Here is a 26,911-nt window from a genome sequence, read left to right as displayed (position 1 = left end):
GGCGTCAAGATAGAAGGCAGCGCAAACTAGCAGTGTAGCCGCTTGGCTAACCGCTGTCCAGCCCACACCACGAAGTGGCTCGCGGAACGTGTCCCCGCCGCTGTTGACCTGCGCAATCGCGATCAACGCTGTGGCCGGGGCCGCTCAGGAAACGCGGCGCATCTTCTTCCGGTGCCGGTCCGTGGTCGTCGAGTCAACCGATTACCCACGGGGCGGCTGTCGCAAGCGCGGAAACTTGCTGCCATCAGCGTGCCTGTCAGGGGACACACAGTCAAGGGCTGTGCCGCGGGTCGGACAGAGCCGATCGTCCGGCCGGCGCACCACAGGGACCTTACTGCATGGATGGCGAGCTTTGTGACACTTTGTCACCCTGCCCGCGACCTGCTCCGATGTGCGTCCCTGACCAGTATGAACACGTGCGGAAACACCGATGGCGGAGATCCGTGAAGGACCTCCGCCATCGACGGAAAACGCTGAGGAGCGTTAGATCACTTGAGGGTGACCTTGGCGCCCTCGGCCTCGAGCTTGGCCTTGGCAGCCTCGGCCTTCTCCTTGTTGACGCCCTCGAGGATCGCCTTCGGCGCGCTCTCGACGGTGTCCTTGGCCTCCTTGAGGCCCAGGCCGGTCAGCTCACGCACGACCTTGATGACCTGGATCTTCTTGCCACCGTCGCCCTCGAGGACAACGTCGAACGAGTCCTTCTCGGCCTCGGCCTCGGCCGGAGCGGCGCCGCCACCCTGAGCCGCGACGGCAACCGGCGCGGCGGCCTTGACGTCGAAGACGTCCTCGAAGGTCTTCACGAACTCGGAGAGCTCGATCAGGGTCATTTCCTTGAACGCGTCGAGCAGCTCGTCGGTGCTGAGCTTCGCCATGTCTGGCAACCTTTCCTAGCTTCTGATGTAAACGTTGCTCGGTCCGCGGGGCCGTCAGGCGGCCTCGGCGGAACCGTCCTTCTCGCGCTTGTCACGCAGGGCGTCCACCAGGCGAACGGCCTGGGAGAGCGGAGCCTGGAACGTGGCCGCGGCCTTGCTCAGGTTGCCCTTCATGGCGCCGGCCAGCTTGGCCAGCAGCACCTCACGGGACTCGAGGTCGGCAAGCTTGTTGACGTCCTCGGCCGAGATGGCCTTGCCCTCGAAAACGCCGCCCTTGATGACGAGGACGGGGTTGGCCTTGGCGAAGGCACGAAGCGCCTTGGCCGCGTCAACCACGTCACCCCCGACGAAGGCGAGCGCGGTAGGACCGGTGAACAGCGCGTCGAGGCCCTCGATGCCCGCGTCGCCAGCCGCACGCTTCGCCAGCGTGTTCTTGGCAACGGAGTACTTGGCCTGCTGGCCCAGCGCCCGCCGCAGCTCGGTGAGCTGCTTGACGGTGAGGCCCCGGTATTCGGTCAACACGGTGGCCGCGGAGTCACGGAAGTTGTCCGTCAGCTCGGCGACGGCCGTGGCCTTGTCGGCCCGGACCGGCTTGTCCGCCATGTCCCTCCTCTCCTCAGTGCTATGGCCACTGGTCGAGAGGGTCCGAAAAAGCAAAACGCCCCGGCGCAGGGCACGGGGCGGACACCAGAACAAGCGCGAACGCATGTCGGCAGATCACGAACCGTTCTCCCTGCGCAGGTCGCCCGCTCATGCGGGACCTTCGGCCGCGACAACGTCGTGACGACGATTGCTGCGGCGACCAGCGGTCTATGGGTGGAACTCCGAGAAGGAAGACTACGCGGCACTCCGATGAAAACCAAATCGGCCGACTCATCGCTTGCGGTTTGCCTCGCTCTGGGGCCGCTCGGATCAGACCCATTTCCCGGTACGGCGTATAGCACGCCCGTCCGGTGGCGCCAGAGTTGTCCACAGTTCGTGGTCATCCACAGGCCACCATCATGATCTTGGCCTTTACCGCCACACTGACGTCAGAGGCGGTGGCCCCCCAAGGGAAGGGTGGGCTTCTACCTGGAGATGATCATGAGCGGTTGCGGCGAAGCGTCCCGTATGCCGCCAGCGCCACCGCCGACCATGCCAATGCCCAGGCCGTGAGCTGCGCCAGCGTCGACGCGGCCGGGCTGACACCGCTGTTGAGCGCGCGAGCCATCGCCATCACCGGCGGGACCAGCCACGGGACGATCGAGCTGCTCAGCCCGAGCACGATCACCAGAATCGACCCGGTGATCAGGGTGGCGACGCCGGGCAGGACACGACGGGTGACGGCCCGGCCGGAGAGAGCACCCAGTGCCACAGCCGCGATCAGGGACAGCAGATGCGCCTGTACGCCGAGCAGAACTCCGGCGCCGATCGAGGACTCGCCGGATCCCGCTTCCGGGCCGCGGATGCCGTGGAACAGCCACGGGGCGAGCATCGCGGCGGCGCAGACCACCGCACCCGCGAGCACCGCGGCCAGCAACCCGGCGACCCCCTCCCGGACCGGGCCGACGGCAAGCCGGACCAGGCGGCGCTGCACGTCCGGCTCGGTGTCCAGCAGCACCTTCGCCAGCCAGGCCAGCACCGGGAAGAGCGCGGCAGCGGAGTAGCCGTAGGCGGCGCCGGCCGGGGACGCTCCCCCGCCGTAAAGGACGCCGAGGACGACCAGCACGGCGATCAACGGGGCCAGCGCGCGGCCGCCGCGGAGGAAGCCGGCGAGCCGCATGCGCACCAGGGCGATCATCGTGCCTCCCGCTCGGGCCGTGCGGGGGCGGCGTGGTCGCGTACGCGCAGAACATGGTGACCGGAGTCGCGGAGCCGGACCACCGTCGCGTCAGCCTCGGCACGCGGCACCGCGATCTCGACGACAACCTCGTCCGCGCCGGCCCGGACCATCTCTTTGTCCGCGGTGCTGGACCGGGGCGGGGCTGGCGTGACTTGCGCGGCGACGGTGCCCGCGACGTGCAGGGTAGCGGCGGCGACGGACCAGTGGATGGCGCCGGGCAGGCCGGTGATCTCACCGCGGTGGTCGCTGACCAGGACCGCGCCGCCCGCGCCGGTGACCTCGGCGACGATCTCCGGGATCAGGGTACGGGCCTGGGCGTCGAGCCCTTCCCACGGCTCGTCGAGCACGAGCAGGCCGGGCGGGACGAGCAGCGCCTGGGCCAGGCCGACCTTCTGCGCGGTGCCCTTGGAGAGCGCGCCGAGCCCGGTTCCGGTGTGCGCGGCCAGGCCGAGGCGTTCGATCCAGTGGTCGGCCGTGGCGGGAGTGACGCCACGCAGGGCGGCCATCGCGTGCAGGTAGCCCCGCAGGGTGAACGGCTGGTCGGCCGGGAACCGCTCGGGGACCCAGCCGACGATCGGCGGACGGTCCCGGATCGCGCCGCGGGACGGGAGCAGGACCCCGGCGGCCAACTGCAGCAGGGTGGACTTGCCGGCGCCGTTGGGGCCGAGCACGACCACGGTCTCGCCGGGGGACACGGTCGCCCGGGCGTCGTGCAGCGCCCAGGGGGCCCTCCGGGCGTACCGGAACCAGACCCCGTCGAAAAGCATGGCCGCAAGGATTCCACGAAAAACCCCCGGGGGAAGTCCCCGGGGGTTTCGTTGTTCAGCGAACTGGCGATCAGGCCTGGGCGTCGCCGCGCAGGTTCTTGACCACGTTCGGGTCGACCGGGACACCCGGGCCGGTGGTGGTGCTGAAGGTGACCTTCCTCAGGTACTTGCCCTTCGCCGCCGACGGCTTGGACCGCAGGACCTCGTCGAGCACCGAGGCGTAGTTCTCCACCAGCTGCTCGTCGGTGAACGACGCCTTGCCGATGATCAGGTGCAGGTTCGAGTGCTTGTCCACCCGGAAGGTGATCTTGCCGCCCTTGATCTCGTTGACGGCCTTGGTCACGTCCATGGTGACGGTGCCGGTCTTCGGGTTCGGCATGAGGCCACGCGGGCCGAGGATCCGGGCGATGCGGCCGATCTTGGCCATCTGGTCCGGCGTCGCGATCGCGGCGTCGAACTCCAGCCAGCCACCCTGGATGCGGGCGACGAGCTCGTCCGTGCCGACCTCGTCGGCGCCGGCCGCGACGGCCTCCTCGGCCTTCGCGCCCTGGGCGAAGACGATGACGCGGGCGGTCTTACCGGTGCCGTGCGGCAGGTTGACCGTGCCGCGGACCATCTGGTCCGCCTTACGCGGGTCGACACCGAGACGCATGGCGACCTCGACGGTGGCGTCGAACTTCTTGGAGCTGGTCTCCTTGGTCAGGACGACCGCTTCCTTCGGCTCGTAGAGCTTGTCGGCGTCGATCTTCTCTGCCGCGGCGCGGTAGATCTTGCTGCGCTGTGCCATTACTCATTACTCCTGTGGTTGTTGGCGGGACCGCGCATGTGTCGGCCCCTCCCACTGATCTCGCCGGGGATCCGGCGATCAGATCTTGGTGACCTGGTTGAAGTTCAGCTCGACCGGGGTCTCCCGGCCGAAGATCGACACCAGGACCTTCAGCTTCTGCTGGTCGGCGTTGATCTCGCTGATCGACGCCGGCAGCGAGGCGAACGCGCCGTCGGTGACCGTGACCGAGTCGCCCACCTCGAAGTCCAGAACCTTGATCTCGGGCTTGGCCTTCTTCTCCTCGGCCTGCACGGCCGGGGCCAGCCACTTCAGCACCTCGTCGAGGGAGAGCGGAGCCGGCCGGTCGACCCGGTCGGTGGCGCCGACGAAGCCGGTGACACCGGGGGTGTTCCGGACGCAGGAGTAGGACTCCGGCGTCAGGTCCATCCGGACCAGGATGTAGCCGGGGAAGACCTTGGCCTGCACCTGGTTGCGCTTGCCGTTCTTGACCTCGACCTCTTCGCGGGTCGGCACCTCGACCTGGAAGATGAAGTCCTCCATGTCGAGGCTCGTGATCCGGGTCTCGAGGTTCGTCTTGACCTTGTTCTCGTAGCCGGCGTAGGAGTGCACCACGTACCAGTCGCCCGGCGCATACCGCAGCTTCTGCCGCAGCTCCTTGACGGGGTCATACTCCTCGTCGGCCTCGGGCGCCTGGACCGCCACCGCAGCCTCGTCGGTCTCCTCGACCGACTCGTCGGTGAGCGGCGACGACTGCTCGTCAGCAAACTCTGCGGTCTCGTCGTCGTACTCAGGCACGCTCGCTCACTTCCAGATCAAGTCACTCTTCGGTTCGGAATCCGACTGGCGACGGCTCACTTACCGCCGAGCGCGAAGAGGATGCCCTTACCGAATCCGTAGTCCAGCACCGCCACGATCGCCGTCATCACCGTGACGAACACGATCACGACGCCGGTGTAGGTCAGGAGCTCCTTGCGCGTGGGCCAGATGACCTTACGGAGCTCGCTGATGACCTCGCGGAAGAACCCACCGATCCGCCCGAAGCCGGAACGCTTGCGCTCCTTCTTGGCCTTCGGCGCCTCGTCGTCCTTCGTGCGCTCGGCGACCGCAGTCCCGCCACCACGGCTCACCGGGGCGTCAGCGGCCTCATCGGCATCGTCACCGTCGGCGGCGAGCAGCTCGTCGTCGCCCGGGACGTCGTCACCGGGCCGGTCCTTGTCGGCCACTTCGCCCTACTTCCGTCGTCGGTGGTGTTGATTCCCGTCAGCACTCGACCGGACGCGGACTGTGCAAACCGCGCACCGGGCGGGCACGTCGACGAGGATTGCGCAGGGGTGACAGGACTTGAACCTGCAGCCTGCGGTTTTGGAGACCGCTGCTCTGCCAATTGAGCTACACCCCTTTGCGGGACCGCGCGTCTTGCGACTCACAGTCCCACGGCGCACCAGTGTACGGGTACGCCCCTGGTTATCCCAACCCGGGCCTACCGCTTACCGACAAGCGCCTGTGCCAGAGACAGTACCTTGTCTCCGTTGCATGTGGCAGTCAGGGCGAGGCGGGTGTCCCCGTCCTCGGTGACCTCCTTCACCGTGGCCGTGACCACGACTTCGGTGCCCTCGTCGGTGTCCGGCACCGGAACCGGGCGGCTGAACCGGACGGCGAACTCCTTCACCGTGTCGCCGGCGCCGGCCCAGGCGGTCACCGCGCGGCCGACCAGCGCCATCGTGAACATGCCGTGGGCGATCACGCCGGGCAGCCCGACGCCGGTGGCGACGCGCTCGCTCCAGTGGATCGGGTTGAAGTCGCCGGAGGCGCCCGCATAGCGCACCAGGTCGGCCCGGGTCACCCGGAAGGTCTGCGGCTCGAACGTGTCGGTCATGCCGCCGCCCCCGCCACGTTTCGCCGCCCGCTCGCAAGCTCGCTCATCAGTGGCCCTCCTCGCCGCGCTGGACCAGCTTCGACCACGCCGTGACGACCGGTTCGCCGGCCTCGGTACGCACCTCGGTGCGCACCGTAATGAACCAGTGGCCGCCCCGGGTGGTGATCTCGTCCACCGTGTTCACGCAGACCACCGCGTCGCCGGCCACCATCGGCCGGGTGTAGGTGAACTTCTGGTCGCCGTGCACCACACGGCTGTAGTCCAGCCCGAGCCCGGGGTCGTTGACCACCTGCCGGCTGGCCGCCATCGTGATGGTCACCGGGAAGGTCGGCGGCGCGACCACATCCGGGTAACCGAGCGCCCGAGCAGCCTCGGGCTCGTGATACTCCGCTTCGGTCGCGCCGATCGCACGGGCGAACTCGCGGATCTTCTCCCGCCCGACGAGATACGTGTCGGTGGGCGGCCAGGTGCGGCCGGCAAACGTCTGATCCAGGGGCATAACCCACAAACTACAATGCGCCGCCCGGAGTAACTCCGGGCGGCGCATCGTAAAACCTTCGGGGCGGAGACTCAGCGGGTCTCGCGGTGCAGGGTGTGCTTCCCGTCGCGCGGGCAGAACTTCTTCAGCTCCACGCGGTCCGGGTCGTTGCGCCGGTTCTTCTTGGTGATGTAGTTCCGGTCCTTGCACTCCGTGCACGCCAGGGTGATCTTCGGACGTACGTCGGTCGCCTTGGCCACGGCGGGGTGCCTTCCTGCTAACGGAATCTAACTGACGACGAACCAGCGTAGACGCTCGGTCGGTCACTCTGCAAAGCGGCCTCGGATTTGAGACCTCACTGAAGAGTAGCGGTGGCCGGACTTGAACCGGCGACACAGCGATTATGAGCCGCTTGCTCTGCCATCTGAGCTACACCGCCGAGCCAGGCTCACGTCCATCGCCGGCTGGGCGGGAACGAACCCGGTAGAGCCCCCTTACGGAATCGAACCGTAGACCTTCTCCTTACCATGGAGACGCTCTGCCGACTGAGCTAAGGGGGCGCTGCTTGCGATCACTCGCTCGCTGCGTGGATAAGACTACACGGCCCTCCATCAGGGGTGAAATCGGTATCCCCCACAACGCATAACCGCAGGTCAGACCACGGCTCGAAGCCTTCGGACCTCACCGGTCGGGGTGGACTCCGGCTCGGTCTGCGCGCTCAGCCACGCCTCCAGCCGTTCGAACGGCAGAGGCCGGCTGAACAGGTAGCCCTGACCGATCTCGCAGCCCATCTCCTCCAACAGTTCGAGGGTGAGCTCGCTCTCCACGCCCTCGGCGACGACCGTGAGGCCGAACTCACGGGCCAGGCTCACGATCGCCCGGACGATGGCCAGGTCACCGGAGTCGGTCGCCATCCCCTGGACGAACGTGTCGTCGATCTTCACCTCGTGGACCGGCCACTGCCGCAGATAGCCGAGGGAGGAGGCGCCGGTGCCGAAGTCGTCGACGCTCAGCCGGACCCCGAGGTCACGCAGCCGGTAGAGAGTGGGCAGGACCCGCTCGATGTCGTGGAGCATGCCCGGCTCGGAGATCTCGAACGTCACCTGGCCGGGATCGACCCGGTATTCCTCCAGCAGCTCCTGGACCAGGCCCGGGAAGCGGGAGTCGAGCAGGGTCCGGGCGGAGAGGTTGACCGCTATCGACAGCGGGCGGTCCGCGTCCGCCCAGGCCCGGCAGTGCCGCAGGCCGGCGGTGAGCACCACCTCGGTGAGCCGGGCCAGCTGACCGGTGTGCTCGGCGACCGCCACGAAGTCCTCCGGGGCGACCTCGCCGTGCGTCGGGTGCACCCAGCGCGCCAGGCACTCGACGCCGAGCACGTGCCGGTCGGTCAGGGTCACCTTGGGCTGGAAGTAGACGTCGAGCTGGTCACTGTCGATCGCGCGGCGCAGGTCAGCGGCGATGCCCAGACGGCGGACCGCGCGGGACTCCAGCGCGGGGTGGAACGGCTGAACCCCGTACGGCAGGACCTTGGCGGCATTGGCCGCGAGCTCGGCCCTCTGCAGCAGGGTCTCCGGATCGCTGCCATGGTCGGGATAGACCGACACCCCGACCGCGGTGTCCACGTCCAGGGTGAGCGAGCCGACCGCCATCGGGCCGCGCAGTTGCTCGCGCATCTGGGTGGCCAGCTCGATCGTCGCCTCGATGCCCTCGGTCCGCAGGGTGACCATGAACTCGTCGCCGCCGACCCGCCCGACGAGCGCGCCCGAGCCGGCGATGCCGCGAAGGCGCTCGGCGACCTCGGCGAGAAGTTTGTCGCCGGCGGCGTGGCCCATCGACTCGTTCACGTTGCGCTGACCGTCGACGTCGAAGAGCAGAACCGCGACCACCTCGTCCTCGGCGCGCACGGTCACCGCCTCGGCCAGGGCGTCGAGCATCCGGCGCCGGTTCGGCATGGCCGTCAGGCGGTCGTGGTAGGCGTCGTACCTCAACCGGTCGACCAGGCGCGAATTCTCCACGGCGACCGCGGCGTGCACCGCGATCGTCGCCAGAACCTGCACATCCGCCTCGCGGAAACTCCGGCTCTCGCCGAGCCGGTTGACCACCTCGAGGGTGCCGATCACCGCCTGGCCCGAGCGCAGCGGCACCACCACCGTGTCCTTCACCCGGGCGGCGCGGAGCGACTCACGCAGCGATTCGGTCTCCCGGAACTGCGCGCCGACCGCGACCGGCGCCCGGTCCTGGAGCGCCTTGTCGCGTACCACGGCCGGCACCGGTGACAGATCCAGCAGACCTTCGTTGTCGACCTGCGCGGTGAGCAGCACCTCGGGATAGCGGCCCTGGGGCGCCAGCCAGAGCGTCGCGTACTCCGAGCGCATCAGGCTGCGAACGCGGCCGAGCAGCACGTCCGGGAGGCTGCTGTCGGACGACTCGTTGCGGACCGCTTGGGTGATCTCGTACACGTCGGCGAGGGTGCGGTGCTGCCGGAAGAACCCAGCGTAGGACCGGAGCATGTAGACCAGCGCGACGACCATGACCGCCAGGAGGACCACCGACCACGGGGTCACCTCGAGCGCAATCAGGAAGAGGAGGCCGATGGTCACGTTGATGCTGGGAATGACCAGACCCGGCAGGCTGGCCCCGACGACGTTGCGGGCCGCCTGCAGACCCTGCACCAGGCCCATCACGCCGGCCAGGCTGGCCAACTGCACGAGCAGGTTGATCAGCGTCGCGGCGAAGAGGACGGCCCAGGTGGAGGGGCTGGCCGCGACAAGGGGCCGGAAGTAGTCGATCAGCAGCAGCGAGGCGCAGACGCTGGCCGTCGCGCGGGCGATGTTGAACCAGACCTTGACGGGCGTGAACGTGCCCTGCAGATGCATCACCAGCTGGCCGCCGATGATCACCAGGATCATCAGCACCGGTGGCAGATAGAACAGCCCCAGGATCAGCGGGACCTCGGTCACCACCACCGCGAAGGAACTGTGCCGGATCACGATGTGGAAAACCGCGCGCACGGCGATCGAGTAGAGCGCGAAGATTAGCAGCCCGATGGCCCACGCTTCGTACCAACGCGGCTCAGAAAGCCAGAAGGCGGTCGTGCAGACGACGGCGAAGAGGGCCAGCGGACCTGTGACGAACCATGCGTATTGGTCAGAGCGTCGCCGGGGATCCGCACGCCTGGCCATCGCGCTCCTTGTCAATCACGTCCTGGCAGGCATCCGAGGAAGAGCTTGTCAGTCCCAGACGAATTCGAGAGTCGAGTAGCTCACCGCGGAAGTGTCGGCGGTGCTCGCGACGCTTGCGGCAGAGCCTCCGACGATCGCGGCAAGCACGAAGACCAAGCCTGCCAATCGGCCCAGCTTCCTTGCGAACATCGTGGTTCTCCCTCTTTCGGAGTGGCGCTTTACCGGCGTTCCATGATGGTGCCACACCGCTTGTGCGACAGGGAGTGTTCATGGGCGGGTCGCCACGACCCAACGGCGAATCCTGGCCGAACGGCTGAGTCGGACCTGACTGTCCACCCTGAGGGATTGGCAGCTTTATGGGCGATTTAACGGAACAAATGAGGGCAATTCACCAATCGACGTCAGGCACTCTTGACGTCAAGGTGACCTGACAGCGACCCTGGGGTGCGTGACGACTCCGGACCAACTGGAACGGCAGCACACGCTGATCACGGCTACGCGGCGTTACGACGACCTCCGGATGCGTGACGCCCTCGCCGTCGTGAACCCGAACGACAGTGCCGCTCTCTCCCCCGCCGAGACGCTGGAGATGCTGGCGCTCAGCGAGGTGGTGATCCGCAAGGCGGGGTACGGGCGGCAGGCGACGGTCCGTTCGGCACGCGCGGCCGGCGTCTCCTGGACGCAGATCGGCGCCGCGCTCGGCACCAGCAAGCAGGCCGCCTGGGAAGCGCATCAGCGCTGGATCGAGGAACAGAACCGCCAGCGCGAGCCGGAGGCGGACAGCGCGAACAGCCGCACCGCCCGCCCCGACTGAGCTGTCAGGCGCCGGTGGCCGCGGGCCGGTCGGTGGCGCTGTACTGCGACCACGAGCCGGGGTAGAGCCTGCCCTGACCGAGGCCGGCATGCTCGAGCGCGAGCAGGTTGTGGCACGCGGTCACACCCGAGCCGCAGTAGGAGATCACCTCGGCGCCGTCGGCAACGCCCGCCGCGGCGAAGCGCTCGCGCAGCTCCGCGACCGGCAGGAAGCGACCGTCGGCGGCGACGTTCTCCCGGCAGGGCACGTTGCGGGCACCCGGGATGTGACCGGCGCGCGGGTCGACCGGCTCGATGTCGCCGCGGAAGCGCGGCGCGTCACGGGCGTCGAGCACCACATGGCCACCACCGGCCGCGTCATCCAGGGACGCCAGACGCTCGGCGGGCCACTCCCGCACCGAGAAGACCGCCGGGGGCGGTGGCGTGGACTCGGTCGTGAGCTCACCGTCGTACGCCGGCAAGCCTCCATCGAGAAGAGCGGCCTCGCGCCCGACCGCCCGCAGCAACCAGACAAGACGAGCGGCGATGACGCCGCCCGCGTCGTCGTAGGCAACGACGGTGCTCGCGTCCCCGATGCCGGCGGCGGACATCGCCGCGGCGAAAACCTCCGGATCCGGCAGCGGATGGCGGCCCTCGGCCGGCGACGCCGGACCGGCCAGCGCGGTGTCCACGTCGATGAAGACCGCTCCGGGCAGATGACCTTTCTCGTACGCGGCACGCCCCGACCGCCCGTCCAGATACCACCGGACGTCGGCGAGGACCACGTCATCGGCGTGGGCCCGCAGCCAGTCCAGGTCCACCACGGGGTCGATCATCGCGCCACCTCTCCTATCGACTCGACAGCCCCAGCCGAAGTCCGAACCCGATCAGGACAGCGCCGGTTCCGGCATCGACGCTACGCCGCACCGAACGGCGGGCCAGGAGACCACGCGCGGCCTGCGCCCCGAAAATGAGCAACGAGAACCAGACCAGCGCCTCCAGATCGTGCACCAGAGCGAGCAGCAGCCCGACCCCGAGCGGCGACGAGTCAGCCGGGATGAACTGCGGAAGGACCGCCAGGTAGAACGCGCCGACCTTCGGATTCAGCAGGTTCGTCAACAGGCCCCGGCCGAACGTGCTCCACCAGGTCGGCGCCGCCGGCTCGGCGAGCTCGACGGCCTGACCGTTCTTCTTCAGAGCGGACCACATCATCCGTACGCCGAGAAAGAGCATGTACGCGGCACCCGCGACCCGCAGCACGGTGTAGGCCGTGGTCGACGCGGTGAGCAGGGCGGACACGCCGACGGCGGCAGCGGCGCCCCAGACCAGCGCGCCGGTGTTGACGCCCAGGGCAGTAGCGAAGGCCGCACCCCGGCCCATCGTCACCGCGGAACGGAGCACCAGGGCGGTGTCGAGGCCCGGGGTGATCGTGAGCAGGGCGCCGAGCACCGCGAAGGAGAGGACGGCGTGGGTCAGGTCCATGGCCCCGTTCATAGCCGGTTCCCGGCACCGTGGCCAACCGGATCTCACGCCTTACCCGCCGGGCCGCCGGCTCTCACAAGCCTCACGAATCGAGCCGGCGTGCGCGTTCACGCCTTGCGGGTCGGGCCGGCCGCCGGCGTTCAGGCCTTGCGGGTCGGGCCCCGGCCGCCGCGCGGGCGGAAACGGACCAGGGCCACACCGACCAGGGCCACCGCGAGCACTGCGGCCACCTGCCCGGTCATCGCGCCGGGCAGGTGCAGGCCGCCCACATAGATCAGCAGTGCGAGGCCGAAGAGCAAGTGGTAGCAGCCGGCGTCCCGCAACGACCGGAACGAGCGCGCGATCATGCCCGGCGCCCGGCCCAGGACCAGCATCCGCATCCCGAAGATGAACAGCGCCAGACCAGCCAGGCCGCCCAGCACCTCGGTACTCATTGCCCCAGTGTGCGACCGGGGCAGACGGTGTTCAGCTCTTTAACGGTAATTGGTGAACTGCAGGGCGACGCCGAAATCCTCGGCCTTGAGCAGGGCGATCACGGCCTGCAGGTCGTCGCGCTTCTTGCCGGTGACCCGCAGCGAGTCGCCCTGGATCTGCGCCTGCACACCCTTCGGGCCCTCGTCGCGGATCTTCTTGCTGATCACCTTCGCCTTGTCGGTCTCGATCCCCTCGACCACCTTGAGATCGATCTTGAAGGTCTTGCCGGACTGCCGGGGCTCCCCCGCGTCCAGCGACTTCAGGGAGATGTTCCGCTTCACCAGCTTCTCCTTGAAGACGTCGAGCGCGGCGACGGCCCGCTCCTCGGTCTCCGACGTGATGGTGAAGGCCTCGCCCGACTTGGCGAGCTCGGTGCCCGTGCCCCGGAAGTCGAACCGGGTGCTCAGCTCCTTCTCCGCCTGGTTGTAAGCGTTGTCCACCTCCTGCCGGTCGACCTTGCTGACGATGTCGAACGACGGGTTGGCTGCCATGATCAGACTCCTGGGCTGGATGCTTGTCGATGTCGCCGATGGGCCCTCACAGGTCCGCGACATGCCGACCGTACCCGGTTGCGGGACGGCCCTGCGGTACGGCTATGCTCTTGTTCGCAACCGCGGGAGACTGCGGTTAGTGCCCAGGCGGGTTGCCCGAGCGGCCAATGGGAGCGGACTGTAAATCCGTCGCGAAAGCTACAGAGGTTCGAATCCTCTACCCGCCACAAGCACACAAAACAGCCCCAGGAGCTGCGGAAACGCGCTCCGGGGCTGTTCTCGTTGTGGCCTGGAGAGTCCGGCAAGATCCGGCTTTCTACGGGAACACGCTCCCCCGAATCCATACGTCGTCAGCGGCGGTCGCGGGTGTGCTCGTGCCGAGTTCCCAAGGGTCATCCCATAGGGACGGGCGCGCCCGGCTACCGACCGCGGGAATCGCATAGCCGGGCTCGGGCCGGGGTCAGGCTTCGGCGGGGGTGGCCTGGCGGTCGGCTCGGGCCATGGAGCCCTCGGGGATGGCGGCGACCGCGGCGGCCAGCAGGAGGACGACGCCGGCGAAGACGAACGACCAGGGGAGGCCGCCGGGCTGGTCGACGATGATGCCGGCCAGGGCGCCGCCGGCGGCGCTTCCGGCGACGGAGACGGTGACCATCCAGGTGTACGCCTCGTTCAGCATGGCGGCCGGGGCCAGGCGGCCGACCAGGTTGTTCTCCACGGTCAGGGCCGGGGCGATGGTGGCGCCGCCGAGGACGAGGGCGATGCCGAGGTGGAGCGGGCCGGGCATGAGCGCGAGGATCAGGAAGCTGACCGCGACGGCGCCGAGCAGCCAGGCGAACTGGCGGGACAGCGGGATGCTCCAGCGGCGGGTGCCGAACCAGATGCCGCCGATGGCGCTGCCGACGCCCCAGACGCCGAGCAGGACGCCGCCGAGGGCCTCACCGCCGCCGTGCTGTGCGGCGTAGGCGGGGACGATCACGCCGGCGGCTCCGAAGGCGACGCCGAGCGCGGTGACGCAGAGCAGCAGCGCCGGGAAGCCGCCGGACCGCAGGGGGCCGAGGCCGCGCGCGGCGTGTTCGGCGGGGTGGGTGCCACGCCGGCGCATCACGGGCAGGCGGGCGATGACCGCGGTGCCGATCAGGGTTGCGACGGCGGAGCTGGCGAGCGCGGTCGCCGGCCGGCCGGTGGCCACCATGAACGCGGCGACCAGCATCGGGCCGAGCACGAACACCAGCTCGAAGAGGGAGGTCTCGGCGGCGATCGCGGCGGACCGCAGACTCTGCCGGCCGGTGCCGGGAGCGGTCATGTCGTTCCAGGCGCGGCGGATCGCGGCGGTCAGCGGCGGGTACGTCGCACCGGCCGCGGCCGACGCCACGAAGATCCACACGAGGGCGTCCGCGCCGCCCCGGCTGGCGAGCAGCAGGCCGCCCAGCGCGAGCGGGTGCAGGATCGCGGTGACGAGCAGGATCGGCGCCGGGCCGATCCGGTCGGCGAAGCGGCCCGCGACCGGGCTCAGCGCTGCCCCGGCCAGGGCGTAGACGCCGCCCGCGAGACCGGCCGCCGCGTATCGCCCGGTGGCCTGCTCGACGAGCAGGAGCAGGGCGAGCGGGGTCATCCCGATGCCGAGCCGGGCCAGGATGCCGACGGCCAGCAGGGTTCGTCCGCCCGGGAGCTGCCACACGCCAAGGTATTGACGCAACGCGGTCACGAGCAGGTCCCCCAGAGTCTTCGGTAACGGGCGTATCGGCTTTCGACCCTAACGCTGCCAACCTGAGAGAAGGGACGGGTGTCGTGCGGCTCACGGCGTACGCCGGAAATCGGAATGTGATCTTCGGCCGCACGGCGGACGGCCGCGCCGATCGGCGCGGCCGTCGATGAGAAAGAGCGATCAGCGGAGGTACGGCCGGGCGGCGCCACCGGTCAGCGACGCCTGCTCGTGGAGGCGGCGGATCCGCTCGGCCATCGGCGGGTGGGTCGAGAACAGTGCCGCGATCCCTTCGCTCCGGAACGGGTTGGCGATCATCAAGTGCGCCGCACTGGTGAGCTGCCCGTCGGCCGGCAACGGCGCCCGCTGCGTGCCGTAGTGGATCTTCTCCAGCGCGCTGGCGAGGGCCAGCGGGTCGCCGGTCAGTGTCGCGCCGGACGCGTCCGCCTGGAACTCGCGGTTGCGGCTGATCGCCAGCTGGACGACCGACGCGGCCAGCGGGCCGAGGATCAGCATGAGCAGCAGGGACGCCGGGTTCGGCCCGTCCTCGTCGTCGGAGCCGCCGAACGGCAGGAAGATCGCCAGCTGGGCGAACATCGTGATGATCCCGGCGAGCGCGCCCGCCACGCTGGAGATCAGGATGTCCCGGTTGTAGACGTGTGACAACTCGTGGCCGATGACGCCGCGCAGTTCACGCGTGTCGAGGATGCGCGTGATGCCGACCGTGACGGCGACCGCCGCGTGCTCCGGGTCACGGCCGGTCGCGAACGCGTTCGGCTGCGTCGACGGGGAGACGTAGAGGCGTGGCATCGGCTGCCCCGCCTGGTGGGCCAGCTCGCGCACGATCTGGTACAGAGCCGGGAACTCGGCCTCGCTGACCGGCTGGGCGCCCATCGCCCGCAGCGCGATCTTGTCCGAGAAGAAGTAGCTGACCGCGTTGGTGACCAGCGAGAAGATCACCGCGATGACCAGGCCGGTGCTGCCGCCGAGCCAGTAGCCCACGGCCAGGATCAGGCCGGTGAGCAGCCCGAGGAGGGCGGCCGTCTTGAGTCCGTTGTGATGGCTGTGCACGTTCGACTCCTTCAGCATGCGGGCTCGTGACCCGCACTCCAGAGAACGCGAGAACCCTGCGTGTTCATCCTGGAGCGCGCTGTGAGTTCGCTGGGCAGACAGCCGGGGTGCCGACGCCGGCTGTGTGGCCCGGAACACGCGGAACGTTGTCGATGCATATACCCCCCGGGGGTACTCTGTCCGCATGAATGCGCTGACTCGCACCGCCGTTTCCGCCACGCTGCACTGCCTGACCGGCTGCGCCGTCGGCGAGGTCCTCGGCATGGTCATCAGCACCGCACTGGGCTGGCACAACACCGCGACCATCGCGATCTCCGTCGCGCTCGCGTTCCTCTTCGGATACGCGTTGACGATGCGGCCGGTGCTCGCCGCCGGGGTTCCGCTGCGCCAGGCGATCGGGGTCGCGCTGGCCGCCGACACCGTGTCGATCGCGTCGATGGAGGTGATCGACAACGCCGGCCTGCTCGCCATCCCCGGCGCGATGGACGCCGGGCTGGGCGACTGGCTGTTCTGGGCGAGCCTGGCCGGGTCGCTGGCGATCGCGTTCGTGCTGACCGTTCCGGTGAACCGGTGGATGATCGCCCGCGGAAAGGGACACGCCGTGGTGCATCAGCACCATCACCACTGAGTTGCGAAGTTTCGATAGCCTGACGCCGAGAACCGGCGTCTGCGAGGGAGCTCGGCCATGGCGAAAGAGGTCACCGGTCCCGGTCGGCGCTCCGAGCAGTTCGAGACCCTGCGGGCGGCCGACACCGACCGGCAGCAGATCGCCGATCAGCTGAAAGGCGCGCTCGACGAGGGGCGGCTCTCCCTTCACGAGTACGACGATCGGGTGGCCGCGGCGTACGCGGCGCGCACCTACGCCGAGCTTCTCGTGATCGTGCAGGACCTGCCGCGCCCCGGGGTCAGCGCCGCCGAGATCCACGCCCGCCGGGCCGCCGAGGCGCGCCGCGAGTCGAGTCGCCTGCCGACCGCCATGGTGGTGCTGTGGACCGTCTGGGCCGCGGTGGCCGCGGTCAACCTGGTGGTCTACGCGCTGGTGCGCGCGACCGTCAACGATTGGGTCTACCCGTGGCCGGCCTGGATGCTGGTGCCGGGGGCGGCGCTGACCGCGGTCACGGTGGGCGTTCAGGTGATCCGCCGACAGCGGCGTCGCTACTGATCGCCGGCGGAGTTCGGACCCGGAGAAGTCGTTCCTGGGGCGTGGAGCACATCTAACTTGCACTCAGTGCACGCCGCGCTAGGGTCGAGAGGTGCGACAACGCAGCCCCGAGACATGGCGGCAGATCCGGGACTCGGCCGTCGGCCTGATGGCGGAGCGCGGGTTCGACGCGGTGTCGGTGGACGACATCGTGGCCGAGGCGGGGATCTCCCGGCGGACCTATTTCAACTACTTCGCCGGCAAGGAATCCGTGCTGTTCGACCCGGACCCGGAGGATCCGCTGCTGTGGGCCGAGCTGATCGCCGCGCGGCCTGCCGGTGAGCCGCTCTGGACCGCGCTTCACCAATTGATTCGCGCATATACGACGGCGGCCGCGGAACGGATGATCCGGCAGCGGCTCGTGCTGCGCGCCTCGCCGGAATTGGCAGCCTGCTCGCGAAAGGTGTGCGACCGGTTCTGGGACGCGGTCCGCGCCTGGGCGTCGCAACGCAATGCCGATTCGACCGAGCTTCAGCTGGACCTTCTCATCAACACCGCGCAGACCGTTCTGAACACGGTGCTGCCGCGGTGGGACGTGGACACCGGCATCGCCGGGCTGCATCGGCTGATCGACGAGGGCTTCACCCTTCTGCAATCTCCGGAATGGACGACATCATGACCCGTGTACCGCTTTCCGTCCTGGATCTGGCCACCGTGCGCGAGGGGCACGGCAGCGCCGATGCGCTGCGCGGCACGATCGAGATCGCCAAGACGGCCGATGAGCTGGGGTTCTCCCGCTTCTGGGTCGCCGAGCACCACAACATGCCGGCGGTGGCCTCGACCACTCCGCCGGTGCTGATCGGGGCCGTGGCCGCGCAGACGAAACGGATCAAGGTGGGGTCCGGCGGGGTGATGCTGCCCAACCACATGCCGTTCGTCGTGGCGGAGCAGTTCGCGCTCCTGGAGGCGCTCTACCCGGAGCGGATCGACCTGGGGATCGGGCGCGCGCCGGGAACGGATCAGGCCACCGCGGCGGCGCTGCGCGGCGTTTCGCCGTATCTGACGGTGGAGCAGTTCCCCGAGCACCTGCAGACGGTGCTGGGGCTGCTGGGCGACGAGCGGGCGGCCGGGAAAGCGGGGCGGTTGCACGCGACGCCGGCTCCGGAGACGTTCCCGGAGGTCTGGATTCTGGGCTCGTCGACGTACGGGGCGCAGATCGCGGCCGCCCTGGGCCTGCCGTTCTGCTATGCGTACCACTTCGCGATCGCCTCCGATGTGGACAGCGCCCTGCAGTTGTACCGGTCGGGGTTCAAGCCGTCGGCACGGTTCCCGGAGCCGCACGTGATGGTCAGCGCGTCGGTGATCGCGGCGGAGACGACCGAGGCGGCGCAGTTCCTGGCCGGGCCGAGCCGCATCATGGCGCTGAGCCTGCGCACCGGGCGGCTCGGGCCGATCATCTCGCCGGAGGCCGCCGCCGAGCGGGAGCTGTCCGATCTGGATCTGCAGATGCTGAACTCGCTGCCGGGAACGCAGTACGCGGGCACGGCCGACGAGGTCGTCGCGGGGCTGGACGCCCTGATCGAGCGGACCGGGGCGAACGAGCTGATCCTGGCCGGCACCGTCTACGACCCGGAGACGCGGCGGGACAGCCTCGCGCGAATTGCGAAGGCGTGGGGCATGTAACCCCGCCTAGGATGGCGAAATGGCCTGGGAGATCACGTCCGATGTGGAGGAGTTCGCGTCGGTCGCGGACGCCTTTCTTCGATCGTCGCCGGTCCGGCACACCCTCTTCCTCACGCTGATCGGCACCCTGCGGTCGCGGGGATCACACGCGTACGGGCCGGAGGACCCCTGTTTCGGCTGGTGGCGGCCGCCGGGCGGCGAGGTGGCGGGAGTTCTTCTGCACACTCCCCCGCATCCCGTGCTGTTCAGCGCGCTGCCGCCGGAAGCGGTGCCCGCGGCCGTCTCCGCTCTCGCGGGCCGGGCCGTTTCCGGGGTCAACATGGTGGACGGCGATCTCGCCGCCTTCGTCGGTGACCGGGAAGTCGCGCCGGGGATGCGTACCCGGCTTCACCGTCTCGGCACGCTGACCCGGCCGGATCCGGCCCCGCCGGGCTCGGCACGGCCCGCCACCGGGGCCGACCGCGAGCTGCTGATCGGCTGGATGGGCGACTTCCAGGCGTTCCTCGGCGAGCCCACCGGCGACGTGGCAGCGGTCGTGGACGACCATCTCGCGCATGCCGGCATCACGCTCTGGATCGATGGGAATGCGCCGGTCGCGATGGCGGTCCGATCGCGTCTTTCGGCCGGCATGATCCGGATTCTGCGCGTGTGGACGCCGCCCGCTCTGCGCCGCCGTGGTTATGCCGCCGGCGCGACGACGGCCGCCACGCGGGCCGCGCTCGACGACGGCGCGGACGAGGTCGTGCTCTACACCGACCTGAACAATCCGACGAGCAACGCGCTTTACCACCGGCTCGGCTATCGCCCGGTGGAGGATCGAGCGATGGTGGCATTCTCATGAACGGAATCGCGAAGTCGATCAACGTCGGTTCGCCGGAGCCCAGCATGGGCAAGGACGCGCCGACCACGGGGATCATCAAGAAACCCGTGACGGAGCCGGTGACGGTGCGCGCTCCCGGGCCCAAGACGACCGGCCTGCACAGCGGAGTGGTCGGCGACCATATCGGCGACACCCGGCATCACGGGGGCGACGACCAGGCGATCTACGCGTACGCCGTGGAGGACTACGCGTGGTGGGCGGCGTCGCTGGGCCGTGACCTGCCGCCGGGACTGTTCGGGGAGAACCTGACGACGTCCGGGCTCGACCTGATCGGCGGCGTGATCGGCGAGAAGTGGGAGTTCGGCTCGGGCCTGGTCCTGCAGGTGACCTTCGGCCGGATCCCGTGCCTGACGTTCCAGAACCGGATGGGCGAGCCGCGCTGGGTGAAACGCTTCGCGGCGGTGAACCGGACCGGCGCCTACCTGCGGGTGGTCACGCCCGGCACGCTGGTCCCCGGTGACCGGATCACGGTGGTGGACCGGCCGGCGCACGGGCTGACGCTCGCCGAGTCGTACGAGATCTACCTGCACGACCACACCCGGCTGGCCCGGCTCCTCGAAGCACCCGAACTGCCGCCGAAGATGCTCGCCGAGGTGGCGGAACGCCTCGCCTGATCTCCGTGGTTTGATGGCCTGATGGAGTTCGCGGTGACCGAGGTTCCGGAGAAGGGCCGATTCGAGGCTCATGACGAGGGGGGCGCTCTCGCCGGGGTGCTCACCTACCAGTTGACCGGGCCGATCGTCGTCTACACGCACACCGAGGTCGACCCGGCCTTCGAGCGGCAGGGCGTGGGCTCGGCGCTGGTGCGCTTCGCGATGGACGACGCCCGGGCGAAGGGGCGGACGGTGGTCCCGATGTGCCCGTTCGTCTCCGAGTGGCTGGAGAAGCACGCGGAGTACGAATCGCTGGTCGCCCGCAACACCCGCCGCGTCAAGTAGGCAGACCGCGGTCAGGGCCTCGCCGAGAAGCCCGAACAGCGCCGCCCACGGATCAGGTCAGGGCGTCGAACAGCAGCTGCGGGGCGAAACCCAGGATCACGGCCACCGTCACCGATACGGCCAGGGCTGCGGCGACCGGCCGGGAGACCGGCAGCCGGGGGTGCAGCGCGGCGTCCACCAGGACCGGGTCGGCGACGCTGCGGCCGATGCGCGGGGGCAGCGAGTAGAGGGACGCGGCGACCCGCACGTAGTACGCCAGGGCGATCACCGCGTTCAGGACCACGACCGCGGCGAGCCAGGACCAGTTCTGCTGGACCAGGACGTTCACGACCGAGAGCTTGGCGAACAGGCCGGCCAGACCAGGCGGCAGTCCGGCCAGCCCGGCCAGGGCCAGCACCAGCGCGGCGCCCAGCCAGGGACTGCGACGGCCGGCCCCGCGGTGGTCGAGCAGGGCGCCACCGTCGGCGCCCGGGCGGCGCAGGGCCACCACGACGGTGAAGGCCACGAACTCCAGGACCATGAAGAGGACGGCGTACGCCAGGGCGGCCGGGACACCCGCGGCCCCGAGCGCCAGCGCCGCCAGGACGTAACCGGCCTGCGCGATCGACGACCAGGCCAGCAGGCGGACCATCCGGGTCTGGCGCAGCGCGACCAGGTTGCCGATGGTCATCGTCAGGACGGCCAGGACCGCCGTCACGGCGCGCGCGTCCACGCGGGAGACGACAGCGGCGAGGGCCAGGACACCGCCCAGCTTGGAGGCCGTGGACAGGTAGGCCGCGATCGGGAGGGGAGCGCCGTCGTAGGTGGCCGGGGCCCACGCGTGCAACGGGACCGCGGCGACCTTGAAGGCCAGGCCGATCACCAGCAGGGCCACGCCCACGCCGGCGAGCGGGGCGAAAGGGCCGGACGCGGCGTGCAGCAGCGCGAGGTGGACGGCGCCCGTCGCGGCGTAGTTCAGCGCGGCGCCCAGCAGGGTCACGGCGGTCGAGACGATGCTGATCAGGAAGAACGTCACGGACGCGGCGGCCGCCCGCCCGGCCGGCCCGGATCGGCGGAGGCCGACCAGGACGTACAGCGGAAGGGTCAGGGTCTCCAGGCCGACGATCAGGGTGATCAGGTCACCGGCGTAGGCGATGACGACGCCGCCGGTCATCGAGCAGGCCAGCAGGAAGCAGAACTCGCCGGCCGGCGCGATGCCCAGGCGCAGCGCGGGAACCGAGAGGGCCAGGACACCGGCGGTCAGGGCGGCGAACAGCGCGGCGGTGACCGCGGCCGGCCAGGTCGCGACCCAGGAGCACGCGCCGGTCGTGCAGAACGTGCCCGCCTCCGGGCCCACCACCAGGGCCAGGACCGCGGTCGCCAGGGCGCCGAGCGCGGTGACGGCGACGGTCGCGGCGCGCTTGGCGACGAACAGGTCGGCGAGGAACGCGAGGATCGCGGTGCCGGCCGCCGCGTAGAGCGGGAGCAGCGCGAAGTGGTCGATCGACTGGCTCACCGGTGACCCCCGGGGAGAACGAACAGGCTCACGGGTGGCCTCCCAGCAGGGTGGTCAGCGGCAGCGCCGTCTCGGCGAGGACCAGGGCGGGAATCACGCCGACGGCCAGGGTCAGCAGGATCAGCGGGGTCCAGGCGAACCACTCGACGGCCGCCGTCGACGAGCGCAGCGCATGGACCGTCGGCGTGGTCGGGCCGTGCGTCAGGCGGCGCAGCAGCCGCAGGAAGTACGCCGCGGTCAGCGCACCGCCCACGGCCCCGAGGATCGCCAGCGTGAGCCAGAACGGGCCGCCCCGGCGGACAGCGGCGACCACCGCGAACGCCTCGCCCCAGAAGCCGGCCAGCCCGGGCAGGCCGAGCGACGCGATCGCGGCGAAACCGAAGAGACCGGCCAGCCGTGGCGCGGTCTCCCGCAGGCCGCTCAGCTGATCCAGCGAGCCCGTGCCGGCGCGGTCCTTGATCGTTCCGGCCAGGAAGAACAGCAGGCCGGTGATCAGGCCGTGCGCGACGTTGCCGAGCAGGGCGGCCTGCAGACCGGTGATCGTGAGCGTGGCGATGCCGAGCAGCACGAACCCCATGTGACCGACGCTGGAGTAGGCGATCAGCCGTTTCAGCTCGCGCTGGCGCAGGCAGATCAGCGAGCCGGCGAGGATCGCGATCACGGCGAGGATGCCCAGCGCGGGAGCGGCCCACTCGGCGCCGAGCGGGGCGACGCCGACCCCGACGCGGATCAGGCCGTAGGTGCCCATCTTCAGCAGGACGCCGGCCAGGATCACCGAGCCGACGGTGGGCGCCTCGGTGTGCGCGTCCGGCAGCCAGGTGTGCAGCGGCCAGAGCGGCGCCTTCACCGCGAACGCGACAGCGAGCAGGGCGAACACGACGTACTGCGTGGTGCGGGTGAGACCGGGCGCACCGGTCAGCGCGATCAGGTTGCCGGTGCCGGCCTTCGTGACGACCAGGACCACGCCGAGCAGCAGCAGGACCGAGCCGAAGAGCGTGTAGAGCACGAACTTGCGCGCGGCCGCTCGGCGCTCGCTGCCACCCCAGCCGGCGATCACGGCGTACATGGGGAGCAGGACGACCTCGAAGAAGACGAAGAACAGGATCAGGTCCAGCGACAGGAAAGTCCCGAGGACGCCGACTTCCAGGATCAGGAGAAGCGCGCTGAGCGTACGGCCGGGGCCGCCGTCCTTCGGCACCTTGCGCACCGTGTAAGCGCAGCACAGCAGCGTGAGCAGCCCGGTGAGCACCACCAGCGGGTAGGAGATCCCGTCGATCCCGAGGTGGAAACGCAGGCCGAGAGCGGGGACCCAGGGCAGGTCCAGGTTCACCCAGGGGGTCAGTGGCGCGGTGTCGCGGGGCCCGCCGAACGCGACCCAGCCCTGGCCACGCTCCCCCGCGAAGAACGGGACGAGCGAGAGCACGAACGTGACGGCGGCGAAGCCGGTGGCGACGATCCGGGCCTGCCGGTCACGCCGGGCCGGCAGCACGGCGACCACGGCGGCACCCAGCGCGGGCACCACGAGCAGGGCCAGGAGCAGGACGGACGCGGTGGTCCACGTGGGCCCGGTGAGCAGGTAGTCGTAGTTCATCAGGACAGGGCTCCCAGCCACGCGACGACGCTCAGGATCAGGGCGCCGAACAGGACCAGGACCGCGGCGCCGGGCAGGGCGACCCGATGCGCGTCGGCGAACAGGCCGCCCAGGCCGCGGGTGGCTTTCCCGGTGCCCTCGACGGTGGCGTCGACGACGTGCTCGTCCGCGGCTGTCGCCAGCCGGGCGAGCGCCTTCACCGGCCGTACGACAAGCAGGCTTTGAATGTGGTCCAGATGGAAGCCGGAAGCGAACAGCGGCCCGGCCCGGCCCAGCGCGAGGACCGGGTCGACGCCGGGCACCGCCCACCACAGCCACCAGGCCGTCCCGGCGCCGGCCGCGAGCAGCAGCAACGGCAGCAGGATCGCGACGCCCAAGTGCGGGTCCTCCAGCTCCAGCGCGTGCCGGAAACCGGGGGCGAACGCGGCCAGGCCGAGTAGCGCGGCCGGGATCGCGAGCAGCATGATCGGCCAGCGCATCAGGCCCGGCGGGTCGTGCGGGACGGCCGGCACGTGATAGCGCGCGTCATCGAAGCCGATCTCCCAATCCGGCCCGTCCGGCCCGTGCTGCCGCGAAGGGCCGAAGAATGCCCTGAGCAGCAGCCGCGTCGCATACCACGCCGTCACGCCGACCGCGAGCAGCGCGGAGACCCAGACGAGCCAGGCGGCCCAGACCGGCACCGGCTCGCCGCCGTCGGTGGCGTGCGCGGCGGCGGTCAGCACGTTCTCCTTCGACCAGAAGCCGGCCAGCGGCGGCACGCCGGCGAGCGCGCCGAGGCCGACCACGAACGACCAGAACGTGACCGGCATGTGCTCGCGCAGCCCGCCCATCCGGGACAGGTGGTTGGTGCCGACCGTGTGGATCACCGCGCCCGCGGCGAGGAACAGCAGCGCCTTGAACGCGGCGTGGGTGAGCAGGTGGAACAGCGCGGCGGCGGGCGAGCCGACAGCCAGCGCGCCGGTCATGTAGCCGATCTGCGAGACCGTGGACCAGGCGAGCACGCGCTTCAGGTCGTCCTGGGCGGTCGCGGACAGCGCGCCGAGCAGGATCGTGATCGACGCCATCACGGCGAGGACCGCGAGGGCGGCCGGGGACCGCTGGAAGAGCGGGAACGTGCGGAAGACGACGTAGACCCCGGCCGCGACCATCGTCGCGGCGTGGATCAGCGCGGAGATCGGGGTGGGGCCGGCCATCGCGTCCGGCAGCCAGGTGTGCAGCGGGAACTGCGCGCTCTTGCCGGCGACCCCGGCCAGGAGCAGCAGCAACGCGGCGGTCAGGGTGCCGCTGGAGTAGTCGTGGGCGAGGACGTCGCTGATCCGCGACGTGCCGGCGTCGGCGATCAGCACCGCGATGCCGAGCAGGAAACCGACGTCACCCACCCGGGTGACCAGGAACGCCTTCACCGCGGCGGCCGGCGCCTCGGGCAGCCGGCGGTCATGACCGATCAGAAGGTACGAGCAGGCGCCCATCACCTCCCACCCGATCAGCAGGCCGATCAGGTCGCCGGACGTCACGACCAGGAGCATCGCGCCGGTGAAGAGGCTGACCTGGGCCGCGTAGGGCGCATAGCGCGGATCGTCGTGCAGGTAGGTCACCGAGTAGACCTGGACGCACAGGGCCACCGCGCAGACGGCGAGCGCGACGTAGAACGCGGCGGCGCCGGCCGAGAACCCGAGCGTGATCTCCAGGTCGCCGAAGCTCACCCAGCGGGTGCTCGCCGCGAGCGGCTCACCACGACTCGTCACGACCGCGAGCAGCACGATCGCGTCGATCAGCGCGAGCGCCGCGCCGGTGATGCCGAGCGCGGCGGCGACCCGGCGCGGCCCGCCGTCACCCGGAGGAAGGGCAAGACCGAGCAGACCCAGCAGCAGCGGTACGGCGGGGAGCAGCCCCACGGCCACGCGGGCGTTCACTCGCTCACCCGTTCCTGGTCGAGCGGCACCTCGTCGAGCGCGACCGCCCCGCGCATCCGGTAGAACTGCAGGATGATCGCCAGGCCCACCCCCACCTCGGCGGCGGCCAGCACGATCACGAACAGCGCGAAGACACCGCCCGAGCCGGGCTGCGAGCTCGGATTGGCCCACGCCTCGCCCGGGACGCCCCGCAACGCCGAGCGCAGCGACACGTCGGCGGTGACCAGGACCAGGTTCACGGCGTTGAGCATCAGCTCGACCGCCATCAGGGCCAGGATCGCGTTGCGGCGGCGGACGACGCCGTAGACGCCCAGGCCGAAGAGGGCGGCGGCGATCACGTACGCAATGGTCACGTGCATCAGACCGGCACCTCCTCCTCGGCGGGAGGCGCGGGCTGCCGGCCGATGTCCGGGCGGGACAGCACGATCGCTCCGACCAGGGCGGACAGCAGCAGGATCGAGAGCACCTCGAACGGCAGCACCCAGGTGCCGAAGATCTGCTCGCCGACCCGCTCGGCGGTGCCCGGGTCGCCCCGCGGGAACTCGATCCAGCGGAACGCGTCGGCGAAGAGCGCGGCCAGGCCCAGCCCGACCCCGGCACCGATCAGGGCGGACGGGCCGATCGGACGGTCCAGGTCGGGGCTCGGGCCGATCGGGGCGCGGGTCAGCATCACCGCGAACAGCAGCAGCACGACCACCGCGCCGACGTAGACCAGGATCTGCACCCAGGCGACGAGCTCCGCGCCGAGAACCAGGTACAGCCCGGCGATCGCACCCAGGCTGATCACCAGGTAGAGGCCGGAGCGGACCAGGTGGGTGCTGGTCACGACGAGGGCGCCGGCACCGACGGCGACGGCGCCGAGGGCGAGCAGCAGCACATCCGCGATGGTCACTCCGGGGCCTGCTCACGCCGTACGGCAGCGGGCCTTGCCGTTTTGGCGGCGGTCGCCGCACCGGGACCGGCGGCCTTGCGCGCGGCGGTCGCCTCCTCCTTGGAGGGCTCGCCGAGCACGTCGTGGGCCGGGGGCGGCGGAACCGTGCGCATCCACTCGCCGAGCCGGTCCTTGTCGTGCAGCAGGGAGAGGACGTCGGTCTCCGCGTACTCGAACTCGGGGGTCCAGTGCAGGGCGTCGAACGGGCAGACCTCGATGCAGATCCCGCAGTACATGCAGAGGGAGAAGTCGATGTCGAACTTGTCCAGCACGTTGCGCTGGCGGGCCCGTGCGGCGCCCGGGACGACGACCTCCTCCTTGTGCGAGTCGATGTAGATGCACCAGTCCGGGCACTCCCGGGCGCAGAGCATGCAGACCGTGCAGTTCTCCTCGAGCAGCGCGATCACGCCGCGCGAGCGCGGGGGCAGCTCGGGCTCGACATCGGGATACTGCTGGGTGATGGTCGGCTTGATCATCGTTTTGAGCGTGACGGCAAGGCCATTGATCAAGCCCTTGCCGGGCATGCTCCGCTCCCCGTCATCA

The 26,911-nt window shown here is 70.1% G+C and carries 31 protein-coding genes and 4 tRNA genes; 9 read left to right on the top strand and 26 right to left on the bottom strand.

The window, feature by feature from the left end:
- Nucleotides 1-488: 488 nt before the first annotated feature.
- From rplL to Acy02nite_RS09260, 14 genes are all read right to left on the bottom strand, one after another.
- Complete coding sequence (gene rplL / locus Acy02nite_RS09325; protein WP_203739442.1) at nucleotides 489-872, bottom strand: 50S ribosomal protein L7/L12; 384 nt, start codon at nucleotides 870-872, stop codon at nucleotides 489-491.
- A gap of 54 nt (nucleotides 873-926) precedes the next feature.
- Nucleotides 927-1,475 (bottom strand): 50S ribosomal protein L10, encoded by a 549-nt coding sequence (gene rplJ / locus Acy02nite_RS09320; RefSeq protein WP_203739440.1) that lies wholly within the window; start codon nucleotides 1,473-1,475, stop codon nucleotides 927-929.
- A gap of 478 nt (nucleotides 1,476-1,953) precedes the next feature.
- A complete protein-coding gene (locus tag Acy02nite_RS09315) occupies nucleotides 1,954-2,652 on the bottom strand; it encodes a hypothetical protein (protein ID WP_203739438.1) in 699 nt (232 codons plus the stop codon).
- Nucleotides 2,649-3,461 carry an ATP-binding cassette domain-containing protein gene (locus tag Acy02nite_RS09310; RefSeq protein WP_203739436.1) on the bottom strand — a complete coding sequence of 271 codons (813 nt, stop codon included), beginning with the start codon at nucleotides 3,459-3,461 and terminating at the stop codon, nucleotides 2,649-2,651. Before Acy02nite_RS09310 ends, Acy02nite_RS09315 begins: the two co-directional genes overlap by 4 nt.
- A gap of 70 nt (nucleotides 3,462-3,531) precedes the next feature.
- A complete protein-coding gene (gene rplA / locus Acy02nite_RS09305) occupies nucleotides 3,532-4,248 on the bottom strand; it encodes a 50S ribosomal protein L1 (protein WP_203739432.1) in 717 nt (238 codons plus the stop codon).
- A 78-nt stretch (nucleotides 4,249-4,326) separates the two neighbouring features.
- Nucleotides 4,327-5,043 carry a transcription termination/antitermination protein NusG gene (gene nusG / locus Acy02nite_RS09300; protein WP_203739431.1) on the bottom strand — a complete coding sequence of 239 codons (717 nt, stop codon included), beginning with the start codon at nucleotides 5,041-5,043 and terminating at the stop codon, nucleotides 4,327-4,329.
- A 56-nt stretch (nucleotides 5,044-5,099) separates the two neighbouring features.
- On the bottom strand, nucleotides 5,100-5,471 hold the full coding sequence (gene secE, locus Acy02nite_RS09295) for a preprotein translocase subunit SecE (RefSeq protein WP_203739430.1): 372 nt from the start codon (nucleotides 5,469-5,471) through the stop codon (nucleotides 5,100-5,102).
- Between the two features lie 103 nt (nucleotides 5,472-5,574).
- Nucleotides 5,575-5,647: transfer RNA gene (locus Acy02nite_RS09290), tRNA-Trp, on the bottom strand.
- An 81-nt stretch (nucleotides 5,648-5,728) separates the two neighbouring features.
- Complete coding sequence (locus tag Acy02nite_RS09285) at nucleotides 5,729-6,124, bottom strand: MaoC/PaaZ C-terminal domain-containing protein (RefSeq protein ID WP_203739429.1); 396 nt, start codon at nucleotides 6,122-6,124, stop codon at nucleotides 5,729-5,731.
- 46 nt (nucleotides 6,125-6,170) lie between these two features.
- Complete coding sequence (locus Acy02nite_RS09280) at nucleotides 6,171-6,623, bottom strand: MaoC family dehydratase N-terminal domain-containing protein (RefSeq protein WP_203739428.1); 453 nt, start codon at nucleotides 6,621-6,623, stop codon at nucleotides 6,171-6,173.
- A 71-nt stretch (nucleotides 6,624-6,694) separates the two neighbouring features.
- Nucleotides 6,695-6,862, bottom strand: coding sequence for a 50S ribosomal protein L33 (gene rpmG / locus Acy02nite_RS09275; protein ID WP_014687739.1), 168 nt, complete (start codon nucleotides 6,860-6,862; stop codon nucleotides 6,695-6,697).
- A 106-nt stretch (nucleotides 6,863-6,968) separates the two neighbouring features.
- Nucleotides 6,969-7,041 (bottom strand) — tRNA-Met (locus Acy02nite_RS09270).
- Nucleotides 7,042-7,089: 48 nt separating this feature from the next.
- Nucleotides 7,090-7,162: transfer RNA gene (locus Acy02nite_RS09265), tRNA-Thr, on the bottom strand.
- Between the two features lie 93 nt (nucleotides 7,163-7,255).
- Nucleotides 7,256-9,784: a putative bifunctional diguanylate cyclase/phosphodiesterase gene (locus Acy02nite_RS09260; protein ID WP_203739427.1), complete on the bottom strand. Its 2,529-nt coding sequence runs from the start codon at nucleotides 9,782-9,784 to the stop codon at nucleotides 7,256-7,258.
- A 448-nt stretch (nucleotides 9,785-10,232) separates the two neighbouring features.
- On the opposite strand from Acy02nite_RS09260, the gene Acy02nite_RS09255 reads away from it, so the two are divergent.
- Nucleotides 10,233-10,598, top strand: a complete 366-nt coding sequence (locus Acy02nite_RS09255) for a hypothetical protein (RefSeq protein WP_203739426.1) — start codon at nucleotides 10,233-10,235, stop codon at nucleotides 10,596-10,598.
- 4 nt (nucleotides 10,599-10,602) lie between these two features.
- Here the strand turns inward: Acy02nite_RS09255 and Acy02nite_RS09250 are convergent, their stop codons facing one another.
- The 4 genes from Acy02nite_RS09250 to Acy02nite_RS09235 all read right to left on the bottom strand — a co-directional run bounded on the left by Acy02nite_RS09250 (nucleotide 10,603) and on the right by Acy02nite_RS09235 (nucleotide 13,023).
- Nucleotides 10,603-11,412 carry a sulfurtransferase gene (locus tag Acy02nite_RS09250; protein ID WP_203739425.1) on the bottom strand — a complete coding sequence of 270 codons (810 nt, stop codon included), beginning with the start codon at nucleotides 11,410-11,412 and terminating at the stop codon, nucleotides 10,603-10,605.
- A 13-nt stretch (nucleotides 11,413-11,425) separates the two neighbouring features.
- A complete protein-coding gene (locus Acy02nite_RS09245; RefSeq protein WP_239174504.1) occupies nucleotides 11,426-12,058 on the bottom strand; it encodes a LysE family translocator in 633 nt (210 codons plus the stop codon).
- Nucleotides 12,059-12,198: 140 nt separating this feature from the next.
- Nucleotides 12,199-12,492 (bottom strand): hypothetical protein, encoded by a 294-nt coding sequence (locus Acy02nite_RS09240; RefSeq protein ID WP_203739424.1) that lies wholly within the window; start codon nucleotides 12,490-12,492, stop codon nucleotides 12,199-12,201.
- 39 nt (nucleotides 12,493-12,531) lie between these two features.
- Nucleotides 12,532-13,023 carry a YajQ family cyclic di-GMP-binding protein gene (locus Acy02nite_RS09235; RefSeq protein WP_203739423.1) on the bottom strand — a complete coding sequence of 164 codons (492 nt, stop codon included), beginning with the start codon at nucleotides 13,021-13,023 and terminating at the stop codon, nucleotides 12,532-12,534.
- Between the two features lie 146 nt (nucleotides 13,024-13,169).
- Between Acy02nite_RS09235 and Acy02nite_RS09230 the strand changes: the two genes are divergently transcribed.
- Nucleotides 13,170-13,250: transfer RNA gene (locus Acy02nite_RS09230), tRNA-Tyr, on the top strand.
- 233 nt (nucleotides 13,251-13,483) lie between these two features.
- Here the strand turns inward: Acy02nite_RS09230 and Acy02nite_RS09225 are convergent.
- Complete coding sequence (locus Acy02nite_RS09225; protein WP_203739422.1) at nucleotides 13,484-14,728, bottom strand: MFS transporter; 1,245 nt, start codon at nucleotides 14,726-14,728, stop codon at nucleotides 13,484-13,486.
- A gap of 180 nt (nucleotides 14,729-14,908) precedes the next feature.
- Nucleotides 14,909-15,814, bottom strand: coding sequence for a zinc metalloprotease HtpX (gene htpX / locus Acy02nite_RS09220; protein ID WP_203739421.1), 906 nt, complete (start codon nucleotides 15,812-15,814; stop codon nucleotides 14,909-14,911).
- Between the two features lie 166 nt (nucleotides 15,815-15,980).
- On the opposite strand from htpX, the gene Acy02nite_RS09215 reads away from it, so the two are divergent.
- The 7 genes from Acy02nite_RS09215 to Acy02nite_RS09185 all read left to right on the top strand — a co-directional run bounded on the left by Acy02nite_RS09215 (nucleotide 15,981) and on the right by Acy02nite_RS09185 (nucleotide 20,438).
- Entirely contained in the window at nucleotides 15,981-16,424 is a 444-nt protein-coding gene (locus Acy02nite_RS09215; protein ID WP_203739420.1) for a DUF4396 domain-containing protein, read from the top strand.
- A 57-nt stretch (nucleotides 16,425-16,481) separates the two neighbouring features.
- Nucleotides 16,482-16,958 carry a DUF1707 SHOCT-like domain-containing protein gene (locus Acy02nite_RS09210; RefSeq protein WP_203739419.1) on the top strand — a complete coding sequence of 159 codons (477 nt, stop codon included), beginning with the start codon at nucleotides 16,482-16,484 and terminating at the stop codon, nucleotides 16,956-16,958.
- 91 nt (nucleotides 16,959-17,049) lie between these two features.
- Complete coding sequence (locus Acy02nite_RS09205) at nucleotides 17,050-17,616, top strand: TetR family transcriptional regulator (RefSeq protein ID WP_264653251.1); 567 nt, start codon at nucleotides 17,050-17,052, stop codon at nucleotides 17,614-17,616.
- Nucleotides 17,613-18,620 carry an LLM class flavin-dependent oxidoreductase gene (locus tag Acy02nite_RS09200; RefSeq protein ID WP_203739417.1) on the top strand — a complete coding sequence of 336 codons (1,008 nt, stop codon included), beginning with the start codon at nucleotides 17,613-17,615 and terminating at the stop codon, nucleotides 18,618-18,620. The genes Acy02nite_RS09205 and Acy02nite_RS09200 overlap by 4 nt, the downstream gene beginning before the upstream one ends.
- 19 nt (nucleotides 18,621-18,639) lie before the next feature.
- Nucleotides 18,640-19,461: a GNAT family N-acetyltransferase gene (locus Acy02nite_RS09195; RefSeq protein ID WP_203739416.1), complete on the top strand. Its 822-nt coding sequence runs from the start codon at nucleotides 18,640-18,642 to the stop codon at nucleotides 19,459-19,461.
- Nucleotides 19,458-20,114: an MOSC domain-containing protein gene (locus Acy02nite_RS09190; protein ID WP_425548159.1), complete on the top strand. Its 657-nt coding sequence runs from the start codon at nucleotides 19,458-19,460 to the stop codon at nucleotides 20,112-20,114. The genes Acy02nite_RS09195 and Acy02nite_RS09190 overlap by 4 nt, the downstream gene beginning before the upstream one ends.
- 21 nt (nucleotides 20,115-20,135) lie before the next feature.
- Nucleotides 20,136-20,438, top strand: a complete 303-nt coding sequence (locus Acy02nite_RS09185) for a GNAT family N-acetyltransferase (RefSeq protein WP_203739415.1) — start codon at nucleotides 20,136-20,138, stop codon at nucleotides 20,436-20,438.
- A gap of 52 nt (nucleotides 20,439-20,490) precedes the next feature.
- Here Acy02nite_RS09185 and Acy02nite_RS09180 read toward each other — a convergent pair whose 3' ends face one another.
- From Acy02nite_RS09180 to Acy02nite_RS09155, 6 genes are read right to left on the bottom strand one after another with little or no spacing between them, the layout of a single operon-like run.
- A complete protein-coding gene (locus tag Acy02nite_RS09180) occupies nucleotides 20,491-21,933 on the bottom strand; it encodes an NADH-quinone oxidoreductase subunit N (protein WP_203739414.1) in 1,443 nt (480 codons plus the stop codon).
- A gap of 28 nt (nucleotides 21,934-21,961) precedes the next feature.
- Nucleotides 21,962-23,524 (bottom strand): complex I subunit 4 family protein, encoded by a 1,563-nt coding sequence (locus Acy02nite_RS09175; protein WP_203739537.1) that lies wholly within the window; start codon nucleotides 23,522-23,524, stop codon nucleotides 21,962-21,964.
- On the bottom strand, nucleotides 23,524-25,437 hold the full coding sequence (locus Acy02nite_RS09170) for an NADH-quinone oxidoreductase subunit 5 family protein (RefSeq protein WP_203739413.1): 1,914 nt from the start codon (nucleotides 25,435-25,437) through the stop codon (nucleotides 23,524-23,526). The genes Acy02nite_RS09175 and Acy02nite_RS09170 overlap by 1 nt, the downstream gene beginning before the upstream one ends.
- Nucleotides 25,434-25,796: an NADH-quinone oxidoreductase subunit NuoK gene (gene nuoK, locus Acy02nite_RS09165; RefSeq protein WP_203739412.1), complete on the bottom strand. Its 363-nt coding sequence runs from the start codon at nucleotides 25,794-25,796 to the stop codon at nucleotides 25,434-25,436. The genes Acy02nite_RS09170 and nuoK overlap by 4 nt, the downstream gene beginning before the upstream one ends.
- Complete coding sequence (locus Acy02nite_RS09160) at nucleotides 25,796-26,329, bottom strand: NADH-quinone oxidoreductase subunit J family protein (RefSeq protein WP_203739411.1); 534 nt, start codon at nucleotides 26,327-26,329, stop codon at nucleotides 25,796-25,798. The genes nuoK and Acy02nite_RS09160 overlap by 1 nt, the downstream gene beginning before the upstream one ends.
- Nucleotides 26,326-26,844 carry a 4Fe-4S binding protein gene (locus Acy02nite_RS09155; protein ID WP_425548158.1) on the bottom strand — a complete coding sequence of 173 codons (519 nt, stop codon included), beginning with the start codon at nucleotides 26,842-26,844 and terminating at the stop codon, nucleotides 26,326-26,328. Before Acy02nite_RS09155 ends, Acy02nite_RS09160 begins: the two co-directional genes overlap by 4 nt.
- Nucleotides 26,845-26,911 lie beyond the last annotated feature (67 nt).

This window comes from Actinoplanes cyaneus (assembly GCF_016862095.1).
Lineage (GTDB): Bacteria > Actinomycetota > Actinomycetes > Mycobacteriales > Micromonosporaceae > Actinoplanes > Actinoplanes cyaneus.
This window is presented reverse-complemented; position numbering and strand designations above follow the sequence as displayed.